Source organism: Pseudomonas sp. EL_65y_Pfl1_R83 (genome assembly GCF_963970695.1).
In the GTDB taxonomy this organism is placed as follows: domain Bacteria; phylum Pseudomonadota; class Gammaproteobacteria; order Pseudomonadales; family Pseudomonadaceae; genus Aquipseudomonas; species Aquipseudomonas tritici.
This window is the reverse complement of sequence record NZ_CAXAQI010000011.1, coordinates 1-26,777: the sequence shown is the minus strand read 5'-3', so window position 1 is coordinate 26,777 and position 26,777 is coordinate 1. Positions and strand designations below refer to the sequence as shown.

The 26,777-nt window shown below is 59.0% G+C and carries 24 protein-coding genes; 4 read left to right on the top strand and 20 right to left on the bottom strand.

The features are described from left to right. Nucleotides 1-729: 729 nt before the first annotated feature. Together gltP and AACY08_RS16790 are read left to right on the top strand one after the other, a co-directional pair. Complete coding sequence (gene gltP / locus AACY08_RS16795; protein ID WP_339470463.1) at nt 730-2,061, top strand: glutamate/aspartate:proton symporter GltP; 1,332 nt, start codon at nt 730-732, stop codon at nt 2,059-2,061. Nucleotides 2,062-2,159: 98 nt separating this feature from the next. After that, entirely contained in the window at nt 2,160-3,389 is a 1,230-nt protein-coding gene (locus tag AACY08_RS16790; protein WP_339438463.1) for a nucleoside recognition domain-containing protein, read from the top strand. Between the two features lie 91 nt (nt 3,390-3,480). Here AACY08_RS16790 and AACY08_RS16785 read toward each other — a convergent pair whose 3' ends face one another. From AACY08_RS16785 to AACY08_RS16690, 20 genes are all read right to left on the bottom strand, one after another. Further along, on the bottom strand, nt 3,481-4,092 hold the full coding sequence (locus AACY08_RS16785; RefSeq protein WP_339470462.1) for an ABC-type transport auxiliary lipoprotein family protein: 612 nt from the start codon (nt 4,090-4,092) through the stop codon (nt 3,481-3,483). Next, entirely contained in the window at nt 4,089-5,027 is a 939-nt protein-coding gene (locus AACY08_RS16780; RefSeq protein WP_339419157.1) for an MlaD family protein, read from the bottom strand. The genes AACY08_RS16785 and AACY08_RS16780 overlap by 4 nt, the downstream gene beginning before the upstream one ends. Nucleotide 5,028: 1 nt before the next feature. After that, a complete protein-coding gene (locus AACY08_RS16775) occupies nt 5,029-5,832 on the bottom strand; it encodes an ABC transporter ATP-binding protein (RefSeq protein WP_445261452.1) in 804 nt (267 codons plus the stop codon). Then, complete coding sequence (locus AACY08_RS16770; RefSeq protein ID WP_339419155.1) at nt 5,829-6,977, bottom strand: ABC transporter permease; 1,149 nt, start codon at nt 6,975-6,977, stop codon at nt 5,829-5,831. Before AACY08_RS16770 ends, AACY08_RS16775 begins: the two co-directional genes overlap by 4 nt. A gap of 54 nt (nt 6,978-7,031) precedes the next feature. Continuing rightward, nucleotides 7,032-8,063 (bottom strand): DUF5924 family protein, encoded by a 1,032-nt coding sequence (locus AACY08_RS16765; RefSeq protein WP_339470461.1) that lies wholly within the window; start codon nt 8,061-8,063, stop codon nt 7,032-7,034. 72 nt (nt 8,064-8,135) lie between these two features. Further along, nucleotides 8,136-9,518, bottom strand: a complete 1,383-nt coding sequence (locus tag AACY08_RS16760) for a M16 family metallopeptidase (RefSeq protein ID WP_339470460.1) — start codon at nt 9,516-9,518, stop codon at nt 8,136-8,138. A 57-nt stretch (nt 9,519-9,575) separates the two neighbouring features. Beyond that, on the bottom strand, nt 9,576-11,234 hold the full coding sequence (locus tag AACY08_RS16755) for a Na/Pi cotransporter family protein (protein WP_339419151.1): 1,659 nt from the start codon (nt 11,232-11,234) through the stop codon (nt 9,576-9,578). Nucleotides 11,235-11,445: 211 nt separating this feature from the next. Continuing rightward, the gene (locus tag AACY08_RS16750) at nt 11,446-12,213 is read right to left on the bottom strand and encodes a TerC family protein (RefSeq protein WP_339470459.1); all 768 of its coding nucleotides are present in this window, start codon (nt 12,211-12,213) and stop codon (nt 11,446-11,448) included. Between the two features lie 68 nt (nt 12,214-12,281). Then, entirely contained in the window at nt 12,282-13,589 is a 1,308-nt protein-coding gene (locus AACY08_RS16745) for a CitMHS family transporter (RefSeq protein ID WP_339419150.1), read from the bottom strand. Nucleotides 13,590-13,906: 317 nt separating this feature from the next. Continuing rightward, nucleotides 13,907-15,868: a DUF7844 domain-containing protein gene (locus AACY08_RS16740; RefSeq protein ID WP_339470458.1), complete on the bottom strand. Its 1,962-nt coding sequence runs from the start codon at nt 15,866-15,868 to the stop codon at nt 13,907-13,909. Beyond that, nucleotides 15,865-16,185: a DUF2388 domain-containing protein gene (locus AACY08_RS16735; RefSeq protein ID WP_049710717.1), complete on the bottom strand. Its 321-nt coding sequence runs from the start codon at nt 16,183-16,185 to the stop codon at nt 15,865-15,867. The genes AACY08_RS16740 and AACY08_RS16735 overlap by 4 nt, the downstream gene beginning before the upstream one ends. 39 nt (nt 16,186-16,224) lie before the next feature. Further along, complete coding sequence (locus AACY08_RS16730; RefSeq protein WP_049710716.1) at nt 16,225-16,533, bottom strand: DUF2388 domain-containing protein; 309 nt, start codon at nt 16,531-16,533, stop codon at nt 16,225-16,227. Between the two features lie 80 nt (nt 16,534-16,613). After that, nucleotides 16,614-16,934, bottom strand: a complete 321-nt coding sequence (locus AACY08_RS16725) for a DUF2388 domain-containing protein (RefSeq protein ID WP_339419142.1) — start codon at nt 16,932-16,934, stop codon at nt 16,614-16,616. A gap of 136 nt (nt 16,935-17,070) precedes the next feature. Continuing rightward, nucleotides 17,071-17,256 carry a DUF1127 domain-containing protein gene (locus AACY08_RS16720; protein WP_339470457.1) on the bottom strand — a complete coding sequence of 62 codons (186 nt, stop codon included), beginning with the start codon at nt 17,254-17,256 and terminating at the stop codon, nt 17,071-17,073. Nucleotides 17,257-17,517: 261 nt separating this feature from the next. After that, nucleotides 17,518-17,730, bottom strand: coding sequence for a DUF1127 domain-containing protein (locus AACY08_RS16715; protein WP_049710714.1), 213 nt, complete (start codon nt 17,728-17,730; stop codon nt 17,518-17,520). Nucleotides 17,731-18,048: 318 nt separating this feature from the next. Next, complete coding sequence (locus tag AACY08_RS16710) at nt 18,049-19,542, bottom strand: acetyl-CoA hydrolase/transferase family protein (protein WP_339419137.1); 1,494 nt, start codon at nt 19,540-19,542, stop codon at nt 18,049-18,051. Nucleotides 19,543-19,721: 179 nt separating this feature from the next. Continuing rightward, nucleotides 19,722-21,158, bottom strand: coding sequence for an NAD(P)(+) transhydrogenase (Re/Si-specific) subunit beta (locus AACY08_RS16705; protein ID WP_339470456.1), 1,437 nt, complete (start codon nt 21,156-21,158; stop codon nt 19,722-19,724). Next, nucleotides 21,155-21,478 carry an NAD(P) transhydrogenase subunit alpha gene (locus AACY08_RS16700; protein WP_003170836.1) on the bottom strand — a complete coding sequence of 108 codons (324 nt, stop codon included), beginning with the start codon at nt 21,476-21,478 and terminating at the stop codon, nt 21,155-21,157. Before AACY08_RS16700 ends, AACY08_RS16705 begins: the two co-directional genes overlap by 4 nt. Nucleotides 21,479-21,493: 15 nt before the next feature. Continuing rightward, nucleotides 21,494-22,615, bottom strand: a complete 1,122-nt coding sequence (locus tag AACY08_RS16695) for a Re/Si-specific NAD(P)(+) transhydrogenase subunit alpha (RefSeq protein ID WP_339470455.1) — start codon at nt 22,613-22,615, stop codon at nt 21,494-21,496. A gap of 452 nt (nt 22,616-23,067) precedes the next feature. Continuing rightward, entirely contained in the window at nt 23,068-23,967 is a 900-nt protein-coding gene (locus tag AACY08_RS16690; protein ID WP_339470454.1) for a LysR family transcriptional regulator, read from the bottom strand. 157 nt (nt 23,968-24,124) lie between these two features. On the opposite strand from AACY08_RS16690, the gene AACY08_RS16685 reads away from it, so the two are divergent. Further along, complete coding sequence (locus AACY08_RS16685) at nt 24,125-25,306, top strand: acyl-CoA dehydrogenase (RefSeq protein ID WP_339470453.1); 1,182 nt, start codon at nt 24,125-24,127, stop codon at nt 25,304-25,306. Nucleotides 25,307-25,318: 12 nt separating this feature from the next. Beyond that, nucleotides 25,319-26,539, top strand: coding sequence for a CaiB/BaiF CoA transferase family protein (locus AACY08_RS16680; RefSeq protein WP_339470451.1), 1,221 nt, complete (start codon nt 25,319-25,321; stop codon nt 26,537-26,539). Nucleotides 26,540-26,777 lie beyond the last annotated feature (238 nt).

Genomic DNA, 26,777 nt, shown 5'->3' with positions numbered 1-26,777 from the left:
TCGTCTGCGGAGCTGGCGTCCACTGAAAGAAGCCCCTCGCTTCTTTCTGTCTGCACAGCACGCCAAGTGCTGTGCATGACCAAGGGTCCGGGTTGTGCTGATCAATCGCGATCGGCGTGACCTACGGGTACAGGGAGTGCCTGCGAAAGGGCCGGGTCAGGAGAAAGGCTGCGACGCAGGTTCACAAGCTTATGGCTTGCTGAACTTGCGGCGCGCTTATGACGAAACGCTTTGCCTCTTTGTCCCTCTCCATATACCTGTATACCTCCCATAGTCGCAAATTTCCGTTCTGCTCGATCCCAACCATTTCTTAGTGTGTCTGCTCGACCATCTATCGAGAAAATTGGTCTGGGCATTTAGGCCATTTCTGACATTAAACAGCGGAATTCCCAAGTATTTATAGCAATGCTCGCGACACGTGCTGAATCTCTGCGCGAGCCGGGTTTGGCAGGTTCACGGCATGTTTGTCGGACAAAATGTCACATTTGAACTGACCGTTCGGACAGTTATTATGAAAAAAGGCCATGCCGATTCGGCATAGGGTAGGCGTTTACGGCATTAGACGTCGCTCCCTTGCATGGGAATAGTTGCGCCTTTTTTCGCCTGCCAGTAAGCCATTTCGGCCACGCTGCGGTGACCTTCCATGGAGGCAGATGCACACACTTTTTCGCCCTCGGGCGTTGCAGCTGGCGCGTTTGCCTTAAGTTCACTTGAAGTAAGGGTAATGACATGAAGAAGGCAAAGCTAAGCCTCGCCTGGCAGATCCTCATCGGTTTGGTGCTGGGGATCGCAATCGGTGCTGTGCTCAACCATTTCAGCGCTGAAAAGGCCTGGTGGATCAGCAATGTGTTGCAGCCAGCGGGCGATATCTTTATCCGTCTGATCAAGATGATCGTGATCCCGATTGTGATCTCCTCGCTGATCGTCGGCATTGCCGGTGTCGGTGACGCGAAAAAACTCGGGCGTATCGGCGTCAAAACCATCCTTTACTTCGAAGTCGTCACCACCATCGCCATCGTGGTTGGCCTGCTGCTGGCCAACCTGTTCCACCCGGGTGCTGGCATCGACATGAGTACCCTGGGTACCGTGGATATCTCCAAGTACCAGGCGACTGCCGCCGAAGTGCAGCATGAGCATGCGTTCATCGAGACCATCCTCAACCTGATCCCATCGAACATCTTCGCCGCCGTGGCCCGTGGCGAAATGTTGCCGATCATCTTCTTCTCCGTGCTGTTCGGCCTGGGCTTGTCGAGCCTCAAGCCTGAGCTGCGTGAGCCGCTGGTGACCCTGTTCCAGGGCGTGTCCGAGAGCATGTTCAAAGTTACCCACATGATCATGAAGTACGCCCCGATCGGCGTATTCGCACTGATCGCCGTGACCGTGGCCAACTTTGGCTTCGCCTCCTTGCTGCCGCTGGCCAAGCTGGTGATTCTGGTTTACGTCGCCATCTTGTTCTTCGCTTTCGTGATCCTTGGCCTGATCGCCCGCCTGTTCGGCTTCTCGGTGGTCAAGCTGATGCGCATCTTCAAGGATGAGCTGGTACTGGCCTACTCCACCGCCAGCTCCGAAACCGTGCTGCCGCGCGTGATCGAGAAGATGGAAGCCTACGGCGCGCCGAAGGCTATTTGCAGCTTTGTGGTGCCGACGGGTTACTCGTTCAACCTCGACGGTTCGACCCTGTACCAGAGCATCGCGGCGATCTTCATTGCCCAGTTGTACGGCATCGACCTGTCGATCGGCCAGCAGCTGATGCTGGTGCTGACCCTGATGGTCACTTCCAAAGGTATCGCCGGCGTACCGGGCGTGTCCTTCGTGGTACTGCTGGCTACCCTGGGCAGCGTGGGTATTCCGCTGGAAGGCCTGGCGTTCATCGCCGGCGTCGACCGCATCATGGACATGGCGCGTACTGCGCTCAACGTGATCGGCAACGCCCTGGCCGTGCTGGTCATCTCCCGTTGGGAAGGCATGTACGACGATGCCAAGGGCGAGCGTTACTGGAACTCCCTGCCGCACTGGCGCAGCAAGCAAGCGCTGCCGGTCGGCCAAGCCACGCGCAGCTGATAGCACGACGGCTCTGAAACAAACCCCGGAAAATTCCGGGGTTTGTCGTTTCTGCCAGCCCCGTTATCATTCGCCCCATTCTTTGGGGGGTTCAACTGATGCTCAATGGCCTGTGGCTTGGCTTCTTTGTCGTGGCAATGGTGTCAGCACTGGCGCAATGGCTGATTGGCGGTAATGCCGGGATTTTTGCGGCAATGGTCGAAAGCATTTTCGCCATGGCCAAACTGTCGGTGGAAGTGATGGTGCTGCTGTTCGGCACCCTGACGCTGTGGCTGGGCTTTTTGCGCATCGCCGAAAAAGCCGGGATCGTCGAGTGGCTGGCCAAGGCGCTGGGCCCATTGTTTCGCCGCCTGATGCCTGAAGTGCCCGCCGGCCACCCCGCCATTGGCTTGATCACCCTCAATTTTGCAGCCAACGGCCTGGGCCTGGATAACGCGGCAACGCCCATCGGCTTGAAAGCGATGAAGGCATTGCAGGAACTCAACCCCATCCCCAACACGGCGAGTAACGCGCAGATCCTGTTCCTGGTGCTCAACGCGTCTTCGCTGACGCTGTTGCCGGTGACCATCTTCATGTACCGCGCGCAGCAAGGTGCTGCGGACCCGACGCTGGTGTTTTTGCCGATCCTGCTGGCGACCAGTGCGTCTACATTGGTGGGTCTGTTGTCGGTGGCGATCATACAGCGCCTGCGTCTGTGGGATCCGGTGGTGCTGGCCTATTTGATTCCGGGTGCATTGGTGCTGGGCGGTTTCATGGCGTTGCTGGCGACGCTGTCCGCCACCGCACTGGCTGGCTTGTCGTCGATCCTTGGCAACCTCACGCTGTTCGGCCTGATCATGCTGTTCCTAGTGATCGGCGCGCTGCGCAAGGTGAAGGTATATGAGGCGTTCGTCGAAGGCGCCAAAGAAGGCTTCGATGTGGCCAAGAATCTGCTGCCGTACCTGGTGGCGATGCTGTGTGCCGTCGGCGTGCTGCGAGCATCCGGCGCGCTGGAGTTTGGTCTGGAAGGTATTCGCCACGTCGTGGCCTGGACCGGCATGGATACGCGGTTTGTGGATGCCTTGCCGACTGCCATGGTCAAGCCGTTCTCCGGCAGTGCCGCGCGGGCGATGCTGATCGAGACTATGCAAACCCAGGGCGTAGACAGCTTCCCGGCATTGGTGGCGGCGGCGATTCAGGGCAGTACCGAGACCACCTTTTACGTGTTGGCGGTTTATTTTGGTTCGGTGGGGATCCAGCGGGCGCGGCATGCGGTGGGATGTGCGTTGCTGGCGGAGTTTGCCGGCGTCGTGGCGGCGATTGCGGTGTGCTACTGGTTCTTTGGCTGAGGCTTAAACCCCTTTCGCAGGCAAGCCAGCTCTCACATTTGACTGTATTCACGCATCAAAATGGGGAGCTGGCTTGCCTGCGAAGAGGCCCTCAGCGTTTCGGTGCACTATTGCCCTGCGCAACCACCCAATCCACCACCTGCTTAGTCAACTGATCCCCTGCCTGCCCAAACCCAGCCACCACGGCCGGCACTTTGGTGTCATTCACCGGCTGCCTCACCTCAAATCGTCGACTGGCAATTATCCGCTGATCGCTCCCCCGCACCAGCCGAGCATCCAGACGTATCACCACCGCCACCGCCCCGCCCCGGTACTCACTCTGGAATGCCTGCAATTGCCCGCCCAGCTCATAGTCGGCCTGCAGATTGGTTTCGTCGGTGCTCAATAACGTTACCCGCCCATCGCGCTGAAACCCGTCCAGCAGGCGATTACGCAACAGCACCGGCGTCGGATCGCTCCAGCGCGAGTTCGCATAACTGCTGATCAGGTCGCCATTGGGCACCACGGCAATGCGCGGGCTGTCGAGAAATTCGCTGGTCTGCGGCTTGGTCACGCGCAGCGACCAGGCTACCGGGGTGCCCTGTGTGGTGGTCTGGGCCGAGGTCAGGCGATACACATCCGAAGGGTCGGCCTTGGGCAAAATCGAGCACGCGCTCACGAGCGCCAGGGCCACAGGGGCGATCATTTGGTAAGCACGCTTCATGGCGTGAACTCCTTGTTTTTGTCGCTGCCCAGCAGGTAACCGCTGGGGTTGGCTTCCAAGCGGCGAGAGATGGCGCGCAGTGAGCCGAGGGTTTCGCGCAGTTCGCGCACGGCCGGTGCCAGTTCATTGAGGCCTTGCATGCCGCTGTTTACCGAACTCTTGTTGTCTGTCAGCAAGGTGTTGATGGTGGCGGTGCTCTGTTCAAGAGACTTCATGGCCTGCTCGGCGCTGCCAAAGGCTTGTTTGCCTTGATCGTTGAGCAAGCCGTTGGCGTTGCGCATCAGCACCGTGGTTTGCTCCAGGGCGGCAGAGGCCTGCTTGCTCACTTGCATCAGTTGCTGCATCACCACCTTGATGTCGCCACGCTGGTCGGCAATCGACCCCGTGGTTTTTTCCAAGTGGTCCAATGTGTTGCTCAGGCGCTCGACATTCTGCGCGGAGAACATGTCGTTGGCGTTGTGCAGCAGCAGGTTGATGCTGGTCATCAAGTCGTTACTGTTATTGAGCAGGCGCGCGATGGGCGAAGGCGAAGCGATGATTTCCGGCAGGTTGCCGTCTTTGCCTTTGAGTTCGGGGCTTTGGGGCGTGCCGCCGCTGAGCTGGATGATCGAGGTGCCCGTAATACCGGTCAGTGCCAGTTTGGCCAGGGTGTCTTCCTTGATCGGCGTCTGGCCGGCCAGGCGGATGCGTGCGAGGACGCGGCGCGGGTCCTTGGGGTCCAGGCGCAGGCTGATAACGTCACCCACTTTGATGCCGCTGTACTGCACCGAACTGCCCTGGGAAAGCCCGCTGACGGCTTCGTTGAAGACCACTTCGTAATCCTGGAACGCGCTGTCGATGCTGGACTTGGCCAGCCACAGGCCGAACAGCATCGCGCCGACCACCACGATCACGCTGAACAGACCGATCATCACATGATGGGCTCGGGTTTCCATGTCATACCTCGTTAAGCGATTGAGCGGCATCCAATGCCGCGCGGCCCCGAGGGCCGTGGAAATATTCGTGAATCCACACGTTGTCCGTTTCCGAGACGACGTCGATGGCACCGGCGACCAGCACGTTCTTCTGTGCCAGCACCGCCACGCGGTCGGTGATGGTGTACAGCGTATCCAGGTCATGAGTGACCAGGAACACACTTAGGCCCAATGCATCGCGCAGGGTGAGGATCAGTTGGTCGAATTGCGCCGCGCCAATCGGGTCGAGGCCGGCGGTGGGTTCGTCGAGAAACAGGATGTCCGGGTCCAGCGCCAGCGCACGGGCCAGGGCCGCGCGCTTGATCATGCCGCCCGACAACGAGGCCGGGTATTTGTCGGCCGCCGACAGCGGCAGCCCGGCCAGGGCCAGCTTGACCGCAGCCAAGTGCTCGGCGTCGCGGCGGCTGAGGCCGGCGTGTTCAATCAGTGGCAGCGCGACGTTTTCGGTGACGGTCAGCGAGGAAAACAGTGCGCCCTTCTGGAACAGCACGCCGAAGCGTCGTTCCATCAGCGAGCGTTCGTGTTCCGAGAGATTGGGCAGGTTTTTACCGAATACCCGCACTTCACCTTCGCTGGGCCTGCGCAGGCCAACAATGCTGCGCAACAGCACCGACTTGCCGCTGCCGGACCCGCCGACGACCGCGAGGATCTCGCCTTTATACAAATCCAAGTCGAGGTTCTCGTGCACGCTCTGGCTGCCAAAGCGATTGCACAGCCCGCGCACTTCGATCACCGCCTCACTGGGCGCCCGGTGCAGACGACTCACCAGCCCATCTCCATGAAGAAAAGCGCAGCCACCGCATCCAGCACGATCACCACGAAAATCGATTGCACCACGCTGGAGGTGGTGTGAGCGCCGACCGATTCGGCACTGCCACTGACCTTGAAGCCTTCCAGGCAACCAATGGCGGCAATCAAGAAGGCGAAGATCGGTGCTTTCACCATGCCCACCAGGAAATGCTGCACACCAATGTCCGATTGCAGCAGCGAGAGAAACATCGCCGGCGATATATCCAACGCCACGGCGCAGACCACGCCGCCACCGACAATCCCGGAGAGCATTGCCAGAAAGGTCAGCATTGGCAATGACACCAGCAACGCCAGCACGCGCGGCAATACCAACAGTTCCATCGGGTCGAGGCCCAGCGTGCGGATGGCGTCGATTTCTTCATTGGCCTTCATTGAGCCGATTTGCGCGGTAAAGGCACTGGCTGTGCGGCCGGCGATCAAGATGGCGGTAAGCAACACGCCGAACTCGCGTAGGAAAGAGAACGCCACCAGGTCCACGGTAAAAATCGTCGCGCCAAAGCTCTTGAGCACCGTGGCGCCCAGGAACGCTACGACGGCGCCGACCAGAAAGGTCAGCAAGGCCACAATGGGCGCAGCGTCGAGGCCGGTTTGTTCGATGTGCGCGACCATCGGTGTGATGCGCCAGCGCTTGGGGCGGAAAATACCGCGAGCGAAGGTTTCGAGGATCAGGCCGATAAAGCCCAGCAGTTTTTTGCTGTCCTGCCAGACGGTGTCCACCGCCCGGCCGATGCGCGCCAGCAGCTGGATGCCGGTGGCTTCTTCCGGTGCTTTCTGCGGCACGCAAAAATCGTTCAGGGAGCGGTAGACGGTCTTCAGCAGCGCGCGGTCGGCGGCTGACAGGCTGCAATCGGTCTGCTCGGCGGATTGCTCGATACGGGTCGGCCCCAGCAACTCCACCAGCAGCGAGGCGCCCGCAGTATCCAGCGCGCCGAGGCCATTGAGGTCGATGCGCGCGCCGGCATCGTATTGGCCGTCGAGCTTGTCCGACAGCTTCTTCAGGCTGGCATAGTGGGCAAGCGTCCAGTCCCCCGTAATCCTCAGCTGTGGCGGGGTGGTGGACGTATCGAGGTGGGCTGCGCCGGCGGTCGTACGGGTGGTCATAAGCTCCGAGCTTGTTTGGCTATCCACAATTCCTACGTAATAGCACGATACGTCCTACTTTGGATTGTCCGCTTGTGCTGTGTCGGTGACTTTGAAACGCAGTACGCCGATCACCTGCCCGTCTTCTGTCAAAACCTGCACTTGCCAGCGGCCTACCGAGTCGCCTGGGAAATTCTGCTTATGGGTCCAGGCGCGATAGCCCTCTTTGCGTCCGCCATGGATATCCAAGGCGATGCGGTCGACCTCTTTACCGTTGAACTTCCACACGTGGTAGATCCGTTCATCCAGCCCGCGTGGGGCGTTGATCGCGGTGTAGGCGTACAGCCCGCTGCTTCGCAGCTGCGCGGCGTTGACTTCCTTGAGGTCGTCGCCTGGCGTGCGGTCTTGCAGTTGGGTACTGATGGCGACTTCAGTCATCCACAACGTGGCTGGCGGTACCCAGCTGCGTAGGAACCATCCGGCGCAGCCTATGGCAGCGGTGACCCCGAGCAGCATCGCCCAGCCTTTGACGCTGCGTAGCGGCAGGCTTACCGCCAGGCTTGGAATCGACAGCGCCATCGCGACGCCGAGGGCCAGCTTGTAACTCTCGGCGGTGGTCAAGTGCAGGATGATCGGCAGTGCTGTGAGCAGAGCGGCGAATAGGGTGAAGGTGTGCAGCGCGAGGAACAGTGAACGTTTGGGCGCCAGCCATTTGTAATACAGCGGGTCAACAATCGACACCAGTGCCGCCGCACCGAGCAAGCCGGTAAAAATCGACTGGCCGCTGTTCCATGCTGTGGTGATAAAAAAGAACGGCAGCACAAAAAACAGACTTTCCTGGTGGATCATCTGTGTCGCGTAACGCAACAGGGGTTCGGGGATTTCGCGCTTGAAGACTTTGGTGAACAGCTGGGTAAAACTGTTTTCCAACATCAGCCACAGCCAGCTCACCAGCATGATCACGGCGATCCAACTCGCCATGCCTTGCTGGCGATCCACCAGGATGAAGCTGCACACACCCGAGATAAAACCGCCGAGTGCAATCACCCCTGGGTAGCGCTTCATCAGCTCAAGGATGCGGGTGATTATGCGGGTCAGGTTTAGCATTCGGCGGTTCGCAGTCTTTGTAGGGAAAAATCCGAGACAGAATAGCGTCTTAGCCCGTCGTCCGGTGCCTCATTACGCGATCCGTTTGCGATAAACCCGCACGCCAATCAACACAATGGCGATCAGCCCGAGTATACCGGCGCCGATCCAACTGAGTGCGTCATAGCTCAGCAGCGGTTTCTCGATGCGCCAGTAGCCTGGCTGCTTGAGCACTTGGCGCATGGCTTGGTTGGTCTGGTCCAGGCTCACCGCCTTGATGCGCTTGACCGGGTCGCTGAAGCGGCCTTTGTTGTAATCGCCAGATGCACTCCAGTAGTAGTCGGCCAACGCGCTGTTGCCTTGCACGGCCCACGCCTGGCGCGCGATGGCAGCTTGTTGCAAGCGCGCGAATACCGCAGGGTCGAGGCCGTCCTTGAGCAGTTGCGCCTTGAGGTCCTGGAGTACCTGTTCGGCTTCTGGGAGGTTTTCCCGCTCAAGGTCGGCGTTTAGGCTGAGGAAGCCTACGCCGCCGAGTACTTCGCGCTCGCTCCAGGGGCCGTAGGACAAGCCGTGCTTGAGGCGCAGTTGGCGGTACAGCGCCCAGTCGAGGTAGTCCTTGAGCAAGTCGTAGGTTTCGTCATGCTGGTCGTCCAGCACCGGCTCGGGAAACAGCCAGTGCAGCTTGGCGCTGTCGCCCACCCAGCCGTGAATCAATTCGCGATGGCTGGCGGCGGCGTGCTGGATGTCGGGCAGCGCGGGGTGTTCAGTCGGCTCGACCGGGTCGAGTTGGCCATAGGTGCGTTCCAGATAAGCCGGTAGCAGTTTGTCGAGGTCGCCGACGATGATCAGTGTCATGTTGTTGGGCGCGTACCAGTTTTTGCGCAGCTTCTCTAATTGGTCGCGAGTCAGGTGATTGACCTCCGCACGTTCAGCACACTTGAGGCCAAGTTCGACGGCCAGTTGATTACTGGCAGTGTGGCCCAGGTCCTGGCGGTCCAGCAGGCGTTGCAGGTGTGAATAGTGGCCGCCGTCTTCGCGCTCGACCACTTGTTTGGCGGCGTTGATGTTGGCGTCAGTCAGTTCCGTACGGGTGATGATCGCCAGCAGCAGGTCGAGCACCTTGCGCTGGTTTTGCGCGGGCGCTTCGATCACAAAGGTGGTGTCGGCATTGCTGGTGTAGGCGTTCCACTCGCCGCCCAGTGCCTGCATGCGGTCTTCCAGGTCACCTTCGCCGCCGCCGTCGATGCCGCTGAACAGCAAGTGCTCCAGCAAGTGCGGCAGCTCTTTGTCCTCGCAACTGAAGTCATCCAGCCCTACGCCCACCACCAGGCGAATCGCCACGTGCCCGCGCTCGGTGCCCGGTTTGAGCAGCAATTGCAGGCCGTTGGGCAAGGTGTAGCCCTCGACTTGCAGGCGGTCAAAGGCAAAGGCGTGGGCACAGCTCATGAACAGGCAAGCGAATAACAGGCGACGCATAACAAGCTTCCTGGCGAGTGAGGTCAGCTTTAACTGACTTCACGGGCCATCATCCGTTCAGGGCGAGTGTGTGATGTCGGCAATATCTTCGGCGGAGAGCGCGCCGGTGTCGGACGTTTCCAACACTACATAAGCACTGCTGCAAAACAACGAGTTCAAGCGTTTCATGTCGGCAATCAGTTCCAGATGCAGGGAACTGGTCTCCAGGCTCTGTACGATTTTGTGCTGCAGGCGGCTGACGTGGGCGTGGGCCAGACGGCGTTCCTGGGCGCGGAAACGGCGCTTCTCGCGCAGCAATTGGCGAGCGCTTTCCGGGTCCCCGCTGAGGAATACCGACAAGCCGAGGCGCAGGTTGGCGATCAGTTGGCCGTGCAGGCCGGTCAGTTCTTCCAGGCCCACTTCAGAGAATTGGCGGCGCTGGGAGGTTTTCTGCTGCTGGACTTTGCGTAGCATGCGTTCGATCAAGTCGCCGGCCAGTTTCAGGTTGATCGACAACTCAATGATCTCGGCCCAACGACGGCTGTCCTGTTCGCTGAGGTCTTCGCGGGGCATTTGCGCCAGGTAGAGTTTGATCGCGCTGTAGAGCGCTTCGACATCGTCGCTGAGGCTGCGCATTTCCTGGGTGATAGCGGTCTGTTTGCCGCGCAGTACTTCTTGCATCGAGGTCAGCATGTTGTCGATCAAGTCGCCCAGGCGCAGGGTTTCCCGGGCGGCGTTGGCCAGGGCCAGACTGGGCGTCGCGAGGGCGGTTGGGTCGAGGTGGCGTGGCTTGGCCTTGCCGTTGGCCTCCTGTTGTTCCGGAAGCAACCAGGCGCACAGCCGCGCCATCGGTCCGATGGTGGGCAACAGGATCAGGCAACGACTGACGTTGTAGAGCAGATGGAAGGTGATGACCATGCCTTGGGCGCTGTAGTCCAGGCCATCCATCCAAAGCACCAGTGGGTCGAGTACCGGGATGATCAGCAGCAGGCCGATCAATTTGTATAGCAAGCTGCCCAGGGCCACCTGGCGGCCGGCGGCGTTTTGCATGCTGGTGCTGAGGAAGGCCAGCACGCCGCTGCCGATGTTGGCGCCGATCACCAGGCCGATGGCCACGTGCAGGCCGATCACGCCGGCGCCGGCCAGGGTGGCGGTCAGTAGGACGGCGGCCAGGCTGGAGTAGGAAATCATCGCGAACAAGGCGCCGATCAGGGCGTCGAGCAGGATGTCGCCGGTTAACGAAGCGAACAGCACTTTCACGCCCTGGGCGTGGGTGATCGGCCCGGCGGCTTCGACGATCAGTTGCAGTGCGAGGATGATCAGCCCCAAACCGATCCCGACCCGGCCCAACTGCCCTGCCCGCGTCTGTTTGCGCGACAGGAAGAAAATCACCCCGAGAAAGATCAGCAGCGGTGACAGCCAAGACAAGTCAAAAGTCAGCACGCGCGCCATCAATGCTGTACCGACGTCGGCACCCAGCATGGTCGCGAGGGCGGGCATCAGGCCCATGAGGCCCTGGCCAACAAAGGAAGTCACCAGCATCGCTGTGGCGTTGCTGCTCTGCACCATGGCAGTCACCAGGATACCGGCGACAAATGCCAGCCAGCGCTTGGACATATTCTGCCCGATGACTTGGCGCAAGTTGGAGCCGTAGACCCGCAGGATGCCGGTCCGGACGATGTGCGTGCCCCAGATAAGCAGGGTCACGGCGGAAAGCAGATTGAGCAAGGTCAGCATGCTCGGCCCCCCGTGTGGGTGTGCGCCAATCGACGCAAATGAGAATTGCCGCTGCCGTTTTACGTCTTGTAATTAAGCTGTAGTTGGCGAATGGGCTCTGCGCCAGCATCGCATAGCTAAAGTGGGGATTGAAACAAAACTGTCATGAAATCAGCTTTTTGCAGACGAGAAAAAAGGGCTCGAAAGCCCCTTTTTCAGCAGCGATTCAGTTTTATTGACCCGGAATATCTTTGCGCAGTTTCACCGGATCCTGCTGTTTGCGCTTTTTCGCGATGGCGGTACGCATCTTGATGTTCACCGCTTCCACCGCCAGCGAGAACGCCATGGCGAAGTAGACGTAGCCTTTTGGCACGTGCACATCGAACGATTCGGCGATCAGCACGGTACCCACGACCAGCAGGAACGACAGCGCGAGCATCTTCAGTGACGGGTGCTTGTCGATGAATTCGCTGATGGTGCCGGCCGCCAGCATCATCACCAGCACTGCCACGACAATCGCCGCAACCATGACCGGCACATGGGAAACCATGCCGACAGCGGTGATCACCGAGTCCAGGGAGAACACGATGTCGATGATCGCGATCTGGATGATGGTGTAGATGAACTTGCCACCTTTGCCGCCCGGTTCTTCGTGGGTTTCGTCTTCACCTTCCAGCGCGTGGTACATCTCCTGGGAGCTTTTCCACAGCAGGAATAGGCCACCGAAGAACAGGATCAGGTCTCGACCGGAGATGCCCTGGCCGAAGACCACGAACAGGTCGTTGGTCAGTTGCATGACCCACGTGATCGACAGCAGCAACAGAATGCGCGTGACCATGGCCAGCGCCAGGCCGAAGATCCGGGTGCGCGCCTGCATATCCTTGGGCATGCGGCTGACCAGGATCGAAATCATGATGATGTTATCGATACCCAGAACGATCTCGAGGGCCGTCAGGGTGAAGAAGGCAATCCAGATTTCCGGATTGGTCAGCCATTCCATGTGTATTCCTTTGAGCAAGTGCTAGACCGCGCAAGCTGCAGCGCCGCGCGGTGGGTGAGTCGGTACGATTATAGAGTGCTGAACAGCGGAAAAATCCCCATCAGCAATGCGGCGAACATTATGCACAGGCACACCAGCACTGCCCACTTCAGCGTGAAGCGCTGGTGATCGCCAAATTCGATACCGGCCAGGGCTACCAGCAAGTAGGTCGAAGGTACCAGCGGGCTGAGCAAGTGCACAGGCTGGCCGACAATAGACGCGCGGGCCATTTCGACGGCGGTGATGCCATAGTGGCTGGCGGCTTCGGCGAGCACTGGCAGTACGCCATAGTAGAACGCGTCGTTGGACATGAAGAAGGTGAACGGCATGCTGACCAGCGCGGTGATTACCGCCATGTACGGGCCCATCGCTTCCGGGATGACCGCCAGCAGGCTCTTGGACATGGCGTCGACCATGCCGGTACCGGAAAGAATGCCGGTGAAGATACCGGCGGCGAAGATCAGTCCCACCACCGCCAATACGCTGCCGGCGTGGGCGGCGACGCGGTCTTTCTGCTGTTGCAGGCACGGGTAGTTGACGATCATCGCGATACTGAACGCCACCATGAACAGCACCGGCAGTGGCAACAGACCGGCGATCAGGGTGCACATCAGCGCCAGGGTGAGCGCGCCGTTGAACCAGATCAGCTTCGGACGGCGGGCATCCGGGAATTGCGACACGCTGATTTCACTGTGGTCGATCTCGTCACCTTGCAGGTGCAGTTCACCCAAGCGCGCACGTTCGCGCTTGCCGTACATGTAGGCGATCACCAGGATCGCGACCACGCCGGCGGCCATGGCCGGGATCATCGGCACGAAAATATCCGAGGGGTCCACGTGCAGCGCACTGGCGGCACGGGCGGTTGGGCCACCCCAGGGGGTCATGTTCATCACGCCACCGGCGAGAATAATCAACCCGGCCATGATCCGCGGGCTCATGCCGATGCGCTGGTACAGCGGTAACATGGCGGCCACGCAGATCATGTAGGTGGTGGCGCCGTCACCGTCAAGCGACACGACCAGGGCTAACACAGCGGTGCCGACGGAGACTTTGAGCGGATCACCCTTGACCATCTTGAGGATCTTGCGCACGGCCGGGTCGAACAGGCCGGAGTCGATCATCAGGGCAAAGTAGAGGATGGCAAACATCAGCATCACGCCGGTCGGCGCGAGCTTGGTGATGCCTTCGAGCATCATCGGGCCGATCTTCGGTGCGAAGCCGCCGAACAGCGCGAACAGGATTGGCACGATGATCAACGCGATCAGCGCCGACAGGCGCTTGGTCATGATCAGGAACATGAACGTGATGACCATGGCAAAGCCAAGGAAAGTCAGCATAGGAATACTCCAGGCGTAGCGCGGCTAGGGAATGGCGAACCGGCGGGGGTCAGCGCAGAACGAAAGGCACTAGGCGTACGGGTGGAGTTGGGGCGAACAGGCGGGTACGGGCGGGCATCGGGAATCACCATTGTTGTTGTGTACAGCCGGTCTGTTGCCGGCAGTTGGAGGTGATCCTAGTCGCGAAAGCTTTCAGCCAGCTTTCGCTGACAAAACAGGTGATGGAGGCCAGGCATACGGTCTTCAGGTTTACACAGATCAAATGTGCGAGCAGGCAAGCCAGCTCCCACATTTGAAAGGTGTTTACCGCGAGTTTTTCAGGGCAGCTCCAAGCCGCCCGCCGCTTTATGCAATGCCCGCAAATGCTCGCCCACCTGCTTGAGGTTGGCTTCGCACGCAGCAATTTCGGCGGAGCGGGAAGGCTCCAGCAGCGCCCTCACCTCTTTATCCAATTCTCCGGTCAGCGATTGCAGTTGCTTCTGGCGCTCGGCACTTTCCGATTCCAGACGCTTGGATTCCGACGGTTGCGGCAGGCCGTAGCCACCGCTGCCCAGCAACTCCGCCGGGCGGCTGAGGAAGCCGCTGTTGGCGAGGATCTGTTGCAACGTGGCGTTGGCTTTCTCCATGCCACCGTTTTTCAGCTCGCGAGCGCCGAGGTAGCGTTGTTTGACCTCGTCCTGGGCCAGCATCAACTGTTTACGAAAGCTCGCCTGCTCCAGCAGCAACAACGCGGCGCTGGTGCGCAGGTCGGCCTGGCCGAACCACTGGCGACGTTCCTCTGCGCTGAGAGACAGCCAATCTTCGACCTGGGTTTGTTTGATCGGCAGGTGTTTGCGCAGCACATCGAACATTGCTTGGTAACGCTCGCGGAACGAGTCGAAGTGATAGCCCAGGCGCAGGGCCTTGCGCTTGTCGTCCAGTACAGTTGTGTCGGCCAGGCCGCGGGCGCTCAGGACCTCCAGCAAACCATTGGGGGTGATGTTATCCAGGCCGGTCAGTTGTGGGTTGGCGCTGCCGCTGCGTAACAGCTTGAGGCTTTCCACTGCGCAGTTGTTGGAAATGAAGAAGTAGTTGCCGTCATAGCTCCAGTGCATTTCGGCGGCATGTTCGACAGTGTCGTTGATTTCCTGGCGGGTCAGTTTCAACGGTACAGAGGCCAAGCCGCGCAACTCGGTCTTGGTGTACTCGTCGATCACTTGTGCCAGCGGCAGTACAAACAGTCGCGATGGGTACTTGCCGACCAGGCCATCCCAGCTCGACAACTGTACGTCACCGACAAAAGCGCGGTAGGACAACACCAGATGCTGGTCCAGGTCTAGCCGACAATCCGGCCCTCGCGGGCGCCCCGGCGCGCAAATCACCAGGCGCAGCATGCTGTGACCCCAGCGACTGACCAGGTTCTGGTTGGCCTCGGCCAGCAGGTAGTCAATTTCGTACACGCGCTCCGGGTCGACATGGCCCAGCGGTGTCTTGGCGAAGTCGTTGCCGGCGTTCAGGAATGCGTAGCTCTTGGCGCAGGTGTCTTGTTCGGGCGGGGCCCAGCCGAAGTGTTCCTTGTAATAGCGGAACAGTGAGGGGCGGCGGCAGGCGTAGCTCGGGTCAAGGAGGAAGTACTCCATATTGACGGCCACAAATTCCAGCGGGCTGGTGGTTTCGTAGATGTCCGGGCTGCGGGCGACCTGGTGATTGTTCTGCTCACGCTCGCCGCGACGGCCAACGTATTGCGGCCAGCCGGCAAGGTCCAGCAGGCGTGGGTCATCGCTGAGGGTAAAGCGTCGGCCATTCTGGCCACGGCATTGATCAGGCAGACCGATGAGGCCGGTGAGGTTGTTCTGGCGGCTGCAACGATTGATCAGCGCACGGTCTTCTTTGGACCACAGGCGCGCACGGTCATAGATGTGGGTCAGTTCATGCAGCACGGTGGCGAGCATTTCCCGGCGCACAGTGCCGTGGGGGCGATTGGTTTTTTGGGTGGCGGCGCTGCCGTCTGTGAGGCTGGCGAGCAGGTTGCGGTTGAGGTCCAGTTCGGACACCAGGGAGGCTTGGCCATAGGCGTTTTCGGGCATCTTGTCGGTCCAGCCAACATCGATGCGACGGTCCAACTGCTTGATAAAGCGCGGCGGCAAAGAGCGCATCGCTTCGTCGAGCAATGCCTGGCTGGCCTCTTGTTCAGCGGGGCTCAAGCCCTCGGTCTTGAGCCGCAGTTGCAGGCTGGCCTGGGCCGCGCTGGCACACAGCAGCACAGCCCCGGCCAGGAACCAGGCGGCGATTCGCCTCACAGTGCGAGGATAGCTTCAGCAAGCGTCTGGTCACTGGCGTCACGGGCTTCGGGCAAGCGTGTGCGCAGGGTGTCGAAGGCGGCTTCCAATCGCGCGCCACGGATCTCGCCGTTGGTAGCCACGAAACTGGCGGCGTCATCGTGGGCTTCGCGCACCACTTTGGAATCGCGGATGGAGGTGGTGGTGTCCGAGGTGAAATCAATAGTGCGGCCAGAGGCGCGAACAATGATGTTACTGGTGGCAACCAGGGTATGCGCCTGGGCAACGTCGGCCAACAACAGCAGGCCAAGGGTGGCGGCGATCAGCGGACTACGCATGGAATAACTCCAAATACAAAGATGGAAATACAAAGATGATTATTGGACGAGAATTGCTTGCGCCAGTTCAAGGTCGCTGGCGTTAAGTTTTGGTTGGTTACGGCGCAGGTAATCCAGCGCCGACTCCAGCCGTGCACCCCGCCATTGGCCGTCTGTGGCAATAAACGCGGCAGCGTCGTCCTGGGCGGCCATTATCACTTTTTTGTCGAAGGGTGCAGAGGTCACTTTGCTGGTGGCGTACGCGCTGGCGACGGTGCTCTGAGTGGTCAGGTCAAAGGCCGAAGACAGTGGCGACCAGCCGGCGGAAAATATCAAAGGGACTATTAAAAGGCGGTATGAAAAAGCCATGGGACTCGACTACTGAAAGTGAGCGTCAAGGCTAGCGCAATGCCCAGGCGAGAGCCAGCGCCCAGGCATCCGTCCTGTCGTCAGATAGACAGGATGGCCTGGGCCAGTTGGGCGTCAGTCGCGGTGTTCAGTTGCGGAGCCTGTTGGCGAATCTGCGCCAGGGCGCTTTCCAGTTTTACCCCACGAATGGCGCCTTCGCTGGCGACAAAGCTGGCGGCGTCGTCACGAGCGGCGCGCACGACCTTATTGTCACGCAGGGACGAAGTGGCATCGGAGCTGGCGTCGGAAGTGGCCTTCAGCGCGCCGACGATGGAGTCGGTGGTCACGATGAAGCTGGTGGCATTGGCATTGGCAGCCAGGGCCAACAGGGCAGCAGCACTCAGCAGGCGAAGACGGGACATGGGGTGACTCCTGTAGATGAACGGATGAGGTGGCGCAGGGCAACCATTCTGGATCAGACGCCCGTGCTAGGCGGTTCGCCACGTATTGAGTGGATATTAAGCCGACACTTATGCGTTCGGGAAGCGCCTTGACTGCCTAGTCACGCCAGAATGGCTTGGACAGCTCAGCCATTTGGTCGCCATGGCTGATACCGAGATCCGACAGCTCCCGACCATCAAGCCGCGACAGCTGGCGTCGTTCGTAGGTGCGGCGCATCCATTTAGAGAGGATGGAGGTTGTCTGGTGCAAGAGCCGCTTATAAAGAGGGGATGGCTTATCCATGGCGGTTACTTTTCATGAGGTCTTGAAACACCATGTTGGGCAAGTCGTTGCGACCGGTACAGATACACCAAGGCTAAATTGTACTGCTTAACTGGTATATTTTTTAAACTGTACCTATCGGTATGAAAGGCTTCTGTTTTCCCGTTCAAAACCACCCTCCCGGAAACAACAAAGCCCGCCTCCGGTTTCCCGGGGCGGGCTTTATTTTGAAGAATCAGTGCTGGCAGTGGACCCGGTGGGTCAGGGCCAGCGAGCGCTAAGTTAGCGCCAGAACGGCTTGCTCAGCTCTTCGTAACGTTGAGCTTCGCTGATACCTGCGTCAGCCAGCAGACGCGAATCCAGGCGAGCCAGTTGGTGACGGCTGGAGATGCGGCGCTGCCACAACATCAGGTTGGCCAGAACGCGCAGAGGCATGGCGGCTTGGTTGTTTACAGCTTTTTCAGAGAACAGATCGGAACTGAGTGTACGTTCCATGATGACATCCTTCCGCTTGTGGCGGGATTAGGTAGTGGTTTAACTGATGCCAATGATCCTCTTCCGACGCAAGACTCTCTAGATACAGTTCAGTTGTATTGTGAGAGGGCAGTTAACTGTTTAAGGGTGCTGTACTGTACGAAAAAGGGGCAACTGTACCTGTCCGCACTAAATGGGTGCGAAATAGGCATTTTCAGTGAGGTGTGTGGAATATCAGGGTAGGAAATGACCAGTACAGCAGTACAGTTTTTTCATAAAATCGAAAGGAAGGTGCCGAGCTGATGAAACTGTATTTGCATCAGCTCGAATCTGTATCAATCACGCGTTGAGCATGTGCCCCGTTTCTTCGAGGTTAATGTGCCAGCTCAGTGCTTCGCGCAGGATGTGCGGGGTATGCCCACCGAGGGCGCAAGCAGCATTGAAGTAAGTGTTTAGCGCATCGCGGTAGGCCGGGTGCACACAGTTGTCGATGATCACCCGTGCCCGCTCCCTCGGCGCCAGGCCGCGCAGGTCGGCCAATCCGACTTCTGTTACCAGGATGTCGACATCATGCTCGGTGTGGTCCACATGGCTGACCATTGGCACCACACTGGAAATCGCACCGCCTTTGGCAATCGACTTGGTGACGAAGATCGCCAAGTGCGCGTTGCGCGCGAAATCGCCGGAGCCGCCAATGCCGTTCATCATCCGGGTGCCGCAGATATGAGTGGAGTTGACGTTGCCGTAGATGTCGAACTCCAGCGCGGTATTGATGCCGATGATGCCAAGGCGACGCACCACTTCAGGGTGGTTGGAGATCTCCTGCGGGCGCAATACCAGCTTGTCCTTATAGTGTTCGAGGTTGCCGAACACATCGGCATTGCGCCGTTCTGACAAGGTGATCGAGCTGCCCGAAGCGAAGCTCAGCTTGCCTGCGTCGATGAGGTCGAAGGTCGAGTCCTGCAACACTTCCGAATACATGGTCAGGTCTTCGAATGGCGAATCGATCAGCCCACACATCACTGCGTTGGCAATGTTACCTATCCCGGCCTGCAGCGGGCCGAGCTTGTTGGTCATGCGGCCAGCGTCGACCTCCTGCTTGAGGAAGTTGATCAGGTGATTGGCGATGCCCTGGGTGTCGCTGTCAGGCGGCGTCACGGTAGAGGCAGAGTCGGCCTGGTTGGTGATAACGATGGCGACGATCTTTTCCGGTGGAATCGGGATCGCGGTGCTGCCAATGCGATCGTCAACTTTGACCAGTGGGATTGGCGTACGTGTTGGCCGATAAGTGGGGATATAGATGTCGTGCAACCCTTCCAGATTCGGGTTGTGCGCCATGTTAATCTCGATGATCACCTGCTTGGCAAAAATGGCGAAGCTGGCCGAGTTACCCACGGAGGTGGTGGGCACGATGTGCCCTTGCTCGGTGATGGCGACGGCTTCGATCACGGCGATGTCCGGCAGCTTGAGCTGGTTGTTGCGCAGTTGCTCGACGGTTTCCGACAAGTGCTGATCGATAAACATCACTTCGCCGGCGTTGATCGCCTTGCGCAAGGTGCTGTCGACTTGGAATGGCATGCGTCGTGACAGTACGCCGGCTTCGGTCAGTTGTTTATCCAGGTCATTGCCCAGGCTCGCGCCGGTCATCAGGGTGATCTTCAGTGGGGAAGTCTTGGCGCGTTCGGCCAGGGCATGCGGGACGGCCTTGGCTTCACCGGCACGGGTGAAGCCGCTCATGCCGACGGTCATGCCGTCCTCGATCAGTGCGGCGGCATCTGCCGCGCTCATGACCTTGTTCAACAACGAAGGCAAGCGGATACGATCACGGTACATGGATTGTTATCTCGGGCTACGGAGGCAAGGTGCGCAGTTTAGTGATTTCAAAAAAATTCGGCCCGCTACCATGGTCGAATGCCGGGCAGCGATTTAGAGCCTTTGGTCGGGTTTCATGCAGTCATAAAAAACCCCAGCCTACAGCAGGCCGGGGTTTCGAGTGTTGCGCTGAAGCAGTGTTACTCGACGGCTTTGACCATGTCTTCGATGACCTTCTTGGCGTCGCCGAAGACCATCATGGTCTTGTCCAGGTAGAACAGCTCGTTATCCAGGCCGGCATAACCGCTGGCCATTGAGCGCTTATTGACGATGATGGTCTTGGCCTTGAAGGCTTCGAGAATGGGCATGCCGGCAATCGGCGAGTTCGGGTCATTCTTGGCGGCCGGGTTGACCACGTCGTTTGCGCCCAGCACCAGCACCACGTCGGCCTGGCCGAACTCGGAGTTGATGTCTTCCATTTCAAACACTTGGTCGTAAGGCACTTCTGCTTCGGCCAGCAGTACGTTCATGTGGCCTGGCATGCGCCCCGCCACCGGGTGGATCGCGTACTTCACGGTGACGCCTCGGTGAGTCAGCTTCTCCGTCAGTTCCTTGAGCGCGTGTTGCGCCCGAGCCACTGCAAGGCCATAGCCTGGCACGATGATCACGGTGTCGGCGTTGGTCAGCAGGAAGGTCGCGTCGTCGGCCGAGCCGGACTTCACCGGGCGTGCTTCTTTAGAGCCCGCCGCCGCGCCGGCATCCGGCGCATTGCCGAAACCGCCGAGCAGTACATTAAAGAAGGAGCGGTTCATCGCCTTGCACATGATGTACGACAGGATTGCGCCGCTCGAGCCCACCAGGGATCCGGCGATGATCAGCATCGAGTTATTCAGCGAGAAGCCAATACCCGCCGCCGCCCAGCCGGAGTAACTGTTGAGCATCGACACCACCACCGGCATGTCGGCGCCGCCGATTGGGATGATGATCAGCACGCCAAGCACGAAGGCCAGGGCCAGCATCAGCGAGAACGCGGTGAGGTTGCCGGTGAACATGAACGCCATGCCCAGGCCCAGCGTTGCGAGGCCGAGCACCAGGTTAAGCTTGTGCTGACCGCCGAACTGTACGGGGGCGCCCTGGAACAGGCGGAACGTGTACTTACCCGACAGCTTGCCAAACGCGATCACTGAGCCGGAAAAGGTGATGGCACCGATGGCGGCACCGAGAAACAGCTCCAGGCGGTTACCGACAGGAATCGCGTCACCCAGGTGTTTGACGATACCCAGGGATTGCGGCTCAACCACCGCAGCAATCGCGATGAACACCGCTGCCAGGCCGATCATGCTGTGCATGAACGCGACCAGCTCCGGCATCTTGGTCATCTCAACGCGCTTGGCCATGATCGAGCCGGCAGTGCCGCCGATCAACAAGCCGACAATCACGTAGCCGATGCCGGCAGTAGCAAGTTCAGCGCCGAGCTTATAGATGAGGCCTACCGTGGTGAATACCGCCAGCGCCATGCCGAGCATGCCGAACAGGTTGCCGCGTCGGGATGTGGTTGGATGGGATAGCCCTTTTAAAGCTTGGATAAAGCAGATCGACGCGATCAAGTAGAGCGTCGTGACGAGATTCATGCTCATGACGATGGCGCCTCTTCTTTTACTTTCGGGGCTTTCTTCTTGAACATCTCAAGCATCCTGCGGGTCACCAGGAAGCCGCCAAACACGTTTACCGCCGCAAGGGCCACCGCCAGGGTGCCCATGGTCTTGCCCAGCGGTGTCACGGTTAGCGCAGCGGCCAGCATGGCGCCGACGATCACGATTGCGGAAATGGCGTTGGTCACCGCCATCAAAGGCGTGTGCAGCGCGGGGGTAACGTTCCAGACCACGTGGTAACCGACATAAATCGCCAGCACAAAGATGATCAGGTTGTAGATACCGGGGGAGATAAGCTCTTCCATCGTCTGAATCCCTGCTTAGGCGTTTTTGCGGATGACTTGGCCGTCGCGGCACATCAGGCACGCGGCGACGATGTCGTCTTCGAGGTTGAGTTCAAACTGCCCTTCCTTGTTGAAGACCAGCTTCAGGAAGTCCAGCAGGTTGCGTGCATATAAAGCAGACGCATCGGCGGCTACGGCACCGGCCAGATTAGTCGGGCCGCAAATGATCACGCCGTTCTCCACCACCACTTGATCGGCGATGGTCAGCGGGCAGTTGCCGCCCTGGGCGGCGGCGAGGTCGATGACCACAGAGCCAGGCTTCATTTGCGCGACGGTCTCTGCGCTCAGCAGCGTCGGTGCCTTGCGGCCAGGAATCAACGCAGTGGTGATGACGATGTCGGCCTGCTTGGCGCGCTCGTGCACGGCTAGGGCCTGACGCTGCATCCAGCTGGCCGGCATTGGACGGGCGTAACCACCGACACCGACGGCGCATTCGCGCTCTTCATCGGTTTCGTAGGGCACATCGACGAACTTCGCGCCGAGGGACTCAATCTGCTCCTTCACGGCCGGGCGTACGTCAGACGCTTCGATCACCGCACCCAGGCGTTTCGCCGTGGCGATGGCCTGCAAGCCTGCCACGCCAGCACCGAGTATCAGCACGCGCGCCGCTTTCACGGTGCCTGCGGCGGTCATCAGCATCGGCATGAAGCGAGGATAGTGATGAGCGGCGAGCAGCACAGCTTTATAGCCGGCGATGTTGGCCTGGGAAGACAGCACGTCTAGGCTCTGGGCCCGCGAGGTGCGCGGCGCGGCTTCGAGTGCGAAGGCGATGATGCCGCGTTCGGCAAGTTTGGCGATAGTTTCGTTGCTGAACGGATTGAGCATGCCCACCAACACGGTGCCGCTTTTGATCAGCGCAAGTTCGCTGTCGCTGGGGGCAACCACCTTGAGAATAAGCGCCGCGCCAAACGCATCGCTGGCGTCGCCAATGGTTGCGCCTGCCGTTTCATAGGCACTGTCGGGGACGCTGGCGTTAATGCCTGCTCCGCTTTGTACAGTGACCTTATGGCCCTGGCCGATCAGCTTCTTGATGGTTTCCGGGGTGGCAGCCACCCGCGTTTCACCGGTCTGGGTTTCGAGAGGAACACCAATGTGCACGTCAAATCTCCTGCATGATCTTTTTGCTTTTGATCTTTTTGTAAAAAGGCCAGTGCACCGCGAGTGGCGCAGCTGGGGCGGCCGATCAGCACGATCCCGCTGAAATGACAGCGGGGCGCGGCATTTTGCAGGCGAACTTTACGGCCTTCAAGGGATTATGACGCGTGACGAAAAATTAACTACAAGTCACCCTGTGACTGATTGTCGCAACAAGGCGAAATAAACGCTTCTAATACATGGGGTTAAAGCGTTTCAGGCGTTTTTGCGGTATTTTGCAATGGTTCGTGTGAATAGTCGGTTATTGGCTTGTAATAGTCGCTACAAGCCATGTAGGTCATGGCTTTTAGCCTGATTTTTGATTGACAGATACAGTCTGTTGAAATGCGACATATATGTATATCTGTAGGTTTAAAAATTAATTGACTACAAAGTCAGTAATTCGGTTTTAGCCTTTATATATTGGGGCTGTAGCGCTGTGATTGGTCGATCAACCAGTCTCTGAATGCGTGCAGTGAGGCAGATTCTACTTTTCTCTCAGGAATCATCAGGTAGTAAGCCTTTGAGCTGGTCAGTGTCTGGGGGTTTGCAATTACCAGTTGGCCCTCCTCCAGCTCGCGCTGGATGAGGAACGGCGGGATCAGCGCGATTCCCATGTCGTGCATGGCTGCCTGGGACAACATCGAGAATAGCTCGTAGCGGGGGCCTGTCATGTCGCGGGGGATGTTCAGTTGTTGGGCGCTGAACCACTGGCGCCACGCGTAGGGTCGAGTGGTCTGCTGCAGGAGCGGCAGCTCTGCAATCTCCTGAGCGCTGAGCAGCGTGCGGCTAGCCAAAAGTCGTGGGCTGCACACGGGGACAGGGTTCTCACCCATCAGTCGATGGGATTCAGTGCCGGACCAGTCGGCATCGCCGAAGTAGATGGCGGCGTCGAATTCGGTATCGGCAAACAGAAAGGGGCGCGTGCGGTTGGTCAGGTTGACGGTGGCTTCAGGGTGCTGGCGTTGAAAGTCCTTTAGGCGAGGTATTAACCATTGAGTGCCAAACGTCGGGACCACGGCCAGCTCAATGACGTTGGCGCCCTGCTGTCCCATTACCGAAAGCGTATCGCGCTCCACTGCGTCCAACTGTGTGGCAACGCGACGGCTGTAGGAAAGCCCTGCTTCCGTCAGCTTGACCCCGCGCCGTGAGCGCCGAAACAGCTCGACACTCAAAAACTCCTCAAGGCTGGCAATCTGTCGACAGATGGCGCCTTGAGTGATCGAAAGCTCGTGCGCGGCCTTGGTGAAGCTTTCGTGGCGGGCTGCTGCTTCAAAACTGACCAGGGCGGTGGTGCTGGGAATTTTCCTGCGCATATACCTTGTCCTCACTCATAAAGCGCTGATGGGTCTTTCTTGGCCGTTACGAAGTGACAAATTAGCACAACCCTATGCGGAAACCTCGTTTGCCCTGTGCGTCTGGGGGGCCTAGGCTCATTCCACGATTTCCGATTTTCTCCGCGAGGACTTATTCATGGCTGGTAAGGCAAGCTTCAACTGGATCGATCCGCTGCTGCTGGATCAACAGCTCACCGAAGAAGAGCGCATGGTGCGCGACAGTGCTGAGCAATTCGCCCAGGACAAGTTGGCACCGCGTGTGCTCGAAGCCTTTCGCCATGAAAAGACCGACCCGGCGATTTTTCGCGAGATGGGTGAGACCGGGCTGCTCGGTGCGATGATTCCCGAGCAGTACGGTGGCAGCGGTTTGAACTATGTCTGCTATGGGTTGATTGCGCGTGAGGTGGAGCGTGTCGACTCGGGCTACCGTTCGATGATGAGTGTGCAGTCGTCACTGGTGATGGTGCCTATCAACGAGTTTGGCACTGAGGCGCAGAAACAGAAGTACCTGCCGAAGTTGGCCTCTGGCGAATGGATCGGCTGTTTTGGCCTGACAGAGCCCGACCATGGTTCCGACCCGGGCGCGATGATTACCCGTGCTCGTAAGGTAGACGGCGGCTACAGCCTGACCGGCGCGAAGATGTGGATCACCAATAGCCCGATCGCGGATGTATTTGTGGTCTGGGGCAAGGACGATGCCGGTGATATCCGTGGTTTTGTCCTGGAGAAAGGCTGGAAAGGTCTGAGCGCCCCGGCGATTCACGGCAAGGTCGGGTTGCGCGCCTCCATTACGGGTGAAATCGTCATGGAGAACGTATTCGTGCCCGAAGAGAACATTTTTCCGGATGTGCGTGGTTTGAAAGGGCCTTTCACCTGCCTTAACTCTGCCCGCTATGGCATCTCTTGGGGGGCTTTGGGCGCCGCAGAGTTCTGCTGGCACACCGCTCGCCAATACACTCTGGATCGTCAGCAATTCGGTCGTCCATTGGCGGCGACTCAATTGATCCAGAAGAAACTGGCCGATATGCAGACCGAGATCACTCTGGCCCTGCAAGGCTGCCTGCGCTTGGGTCGTATGAAGGATGAAGGCACTGCAGCGGTGGAGATTACTTCGATCATGAAGCGCAACTCGTGTGGCAAGTCGCTGGATATCGCGCGTATGGCGCGGGATATGTTGGGTGGCAACGGTATTTCCGATGAGTTCGGGGTGGCGCGCCATTTGGTCAACCTCGAGGTGGTGAACACCTATGAAGGCACTCATGACGTGCATGCACTGATCTTAGGGCGTGCGCAAACCGGTCTTCAGGCTTTCTATTAACGGGAGTACGGCATGGGCGCGCTTTCGCATTTGCGGGTACTGGATTTATCGCGAGTACTGGCGGGGCCCTGGTCCGGGCAAATCCTGGCGGACCTTGGGGCAGAGGTAATTAAGGTCGAGCGGCCGGGCAATGGCGACGACACGCGTGCGTGGGGGCCGCCCTTCCTTAAAGATGCCTATGGCGAGAACACCAGTGAGGCGGCGTATTACCTGTCGGCCAATCGCAATAAGCAGTCCGTGACTATCGACTTCACGCGGCCGGAGGGGCAGGCACTGGTGCGCGACTTGGCGGCCAAGTCGGACATCCTCATCGAGAACTTCAAGGTGGGTGGTCTTGCGGCGTATGGGCTGGATTATGAGTCGCTCAAGGAGATCAATCCGGAGTTGATCTACTGCTCGATTACCGGCTTTGGTCAGACGGGGCCTTATGCGGCGCGTGCTGGCTATGACTTCATGATCCAGGGGCTGGGCGGGCTTATGAGTCTGACGGGCAGGCCCGAGGGTGATGACGGGGCTGGGCCGGTGAAGGTTGGCGTGGCCCTGACTGACATTCTTACGGGGCTTTACTCGACCGTAGCGATACTGGCGGCGCTGGCTCATCGGGACCATGACGGTGGCGGGCAGCATATTGATATGGCGTTACTGGATGTGCAGGTGGCTTGCCTGGCTAACCAGGCGATGAATTACCTGACAACAGGGGAGGCGCCTAAGCGCTTGGGCAATGCTCACCCGAATATTGTGCCTTATCAGGACTTTCCCACGGCCGATGGTGACTTCATCCTGACGGTGGGTAATGACGGACAGTTTCGTAAGTTTGCTGAGGTGGCTGGGCAGTCTCAGTGGGCGGATGATCCGCGTTTCTCTACTAATAAGGTGCGAGTGGCCAATCGCGCAGAGCTGATTCCGTTGATTCGCCAAGCTACGGTGTTTAAGACGACGGCTGAGTGGGTGTCACAGTTGGGGCGGGTCGGTGTGCCTTGCGGGCCTATTAATGACCTGGCTCAAGTGTTTGCCGATCCACAGGTCAAAGCGCGCGGGTTGGCGATGGCGTTGCCCCATGCGCTGGCGGGGATGGTGCCTCAGGTTGCCAGTCCGATACGGTTGTCCAAGACCCCTGTGGAGTACCGGAGTGCGCCTCCTCTATTAGGGGAGCATACGGCGAAAGTGCTGCAGGATGTGCTGGGATTGGGTGTGGCCAACGTGGCTGCCCTGAGGGGGCTGGGTGTTATCTGAGTCTTCCCCTTTATATAGAGGGCGTTATCGTGGCCTTTTTGGTGGTTTTTTGATCAATCCTAACTAATTGATATAAAAAGCAAAATTAAGGGTTGACGGCAGATTCTGGAAGTCTATAATTCGCCCCACTTCCGGCGCAGTCGAAACGGAAAACTCCTTGGTAAACAAAGAGTTATGCGAAATTCGACAGCGAGTTGCTTTAGTTCATCGAAGCCCAGAAGGAGTTGGTAGAGCAGTG

What these genes read in the sequence shown, in the direction of transcription:
- gltP (WP_339470463.1), top strand. Translation starts at nt 730, where the DNA reads ATGAAGAAGGCAAAGCTAAGCCTCGCCTGGCAGATCCTCATCGGTTTG.
- AACY08_RS16790 (WP_339438463.1), top strand. Translation starts at nt 2,160, where the DNA reads ATGCTCAATGGCCTGTGGCTTGGCTTCTTTGTCGTGGCAATGGTGTCA.
- AACY08_RS16785 (WP_339470462.1), bottom strand. Translation starts at nt 4,092, where the DNA reads ATGAAGCGTGCTTACCAAATGATCGCCCCTGTGGCCCTGGCGCTCGTG.
- AACY08_RS16780 (WP_339419157.1), bottom strand. Translation starts at nt 5,027, where the DNA reads ATGGAAACCCGAGCCCATCATGTGATGATCGGTCTGTTCAGCGTGATC.
- AACY08_RS16770 (WP_339419155.1), bottom strand. Translation starts at nt 6,977, where the DNA reads ATGACCACCCGTACGACCGCCGGCGCAGCCCACCTCGATACGTCCACC.
- AACY08_RS16765 (WP_339470461.1), bottom strand. Translation starts at nt 8,063, where the DNA reads ATGCTAAACCTGACCCGCATAATCACCCGCATCCTTGAGCTGATGAAG.
- AACY08_RS16760 (WP_339470460.1), bottom strand. Translation starts at nt 9,518, where the DNA reads ATGCGTCGCCTGTTATTCGCTTGCCTGTTCATGAGCTGTGCCCACGCC.
- AACY08_RS16755 (WP_339419151.1), bottom strand. Translation starts at nt 11,234, where the DNA reads ATGCTGACCTTGCTCAATCTGCTTTCCGCCGTGACCCTGCTTATCTGG.
- AACY08_RS16750 (WP_339470459.1), bottom strand. Translation starts at nt 12,213, where the DNA reads ATGGAATGGCTGACCAATCCGGAAATCTGGATTGCCTTCTTCACCCTG.
- AACY08_RS16745 (WP_339419150.1), bottom strand. Translation starts at nt 13,589, where the DNA reads ATGCTGACTTTCCTTGGCTTTGCCATGGTCATCACGTTCATGTTCCTG.
- AACY08_RS16735 (WP_049710717.1), bottom strand. Translation starts at nt 16,185, where the DNA reads ATGCGTAGTCCGCTGATCGCCGCCACCCTTGGCCTGCTGTTGTTGGCC.
- AACY08_RS16730 (WP_049710716.1), bottom strand. Translation starts at nt 16,533, where the DNA reads ATGGCTTTTTCATACCGCCTTTTAATAGTCCCTTTGATATTTTCCGCC.
- AACY08_RS16725 (WP_339419142.1), bottom strand. Translation starts at nt 16,934, where the DNA reads ATGTCCCGTCTTCGCCTGCTGAGTGCTGCTGCCCTGTTGGCCCTGGCT.
- AACY08_RS16720 (WP_339470457.1), bottom strand. Translation starts at nt 17,256, where the DNA reads ATGGATAAGCCATCCCCTCTTTATAAGCGGCTCTTGCACCAGACAACC.
- AACY08_RS16715 (WP_049710714.1), bottom strand. Translation starts at nt 17,730, where the DNA reads ATGGAACGTACACTCAGTTCCGATCTGTTCTCTGAAAAAGCTGTAAAC.
- AACY08_RS16710 (WP_339419137.1), bottom strand. Translation starts at nt 19,542, where the DNA reads ATGTACCGTGATCGTATCCGCTTGCCTTCGTTGTTGAACAAGGTCATG.
- AACY08_RS16705 (WP_339470456.1), bottom strand. Translation starts at nt 21,158, where the DNA reads ATGAGCATGAATCTCGTCACGACGCTCTACTTGATCGCGTCGATCTGC.
- AACY08_RS16700 (WP_003170836.1), bottom strand. Translation starts at nt 21,478, where the DNA reads ATGGAAGAGCTTATCTCCCCCGGTATCTACAACCTGATCATCTTTGTG.
- AACY08_RS16690 (WP_339470454.1), bottom strand. Translation starts at nt 23,967, where the DNA reads ATGCGCAGGAAAATTCCCAGCACCACCGCCCTGGTCAGTTTTGAAGCA.
- AACY08_RS16685 (WP_339470453.1), top strand. Translation starts at nt 24,125, where the DNA reads ATGGCTGGTAAGGCAAGCTTCAACTGGATCGATCCGCTGCTGCTGGAT.
- AACY08_RS16680 (WP_339470451.1), top strand. Translation starts at nt 25,319, where the DNA reads ATGGGCGCGCTTTCGCATTTGCGGGTACTGGATTTATCGCGAGTACTG.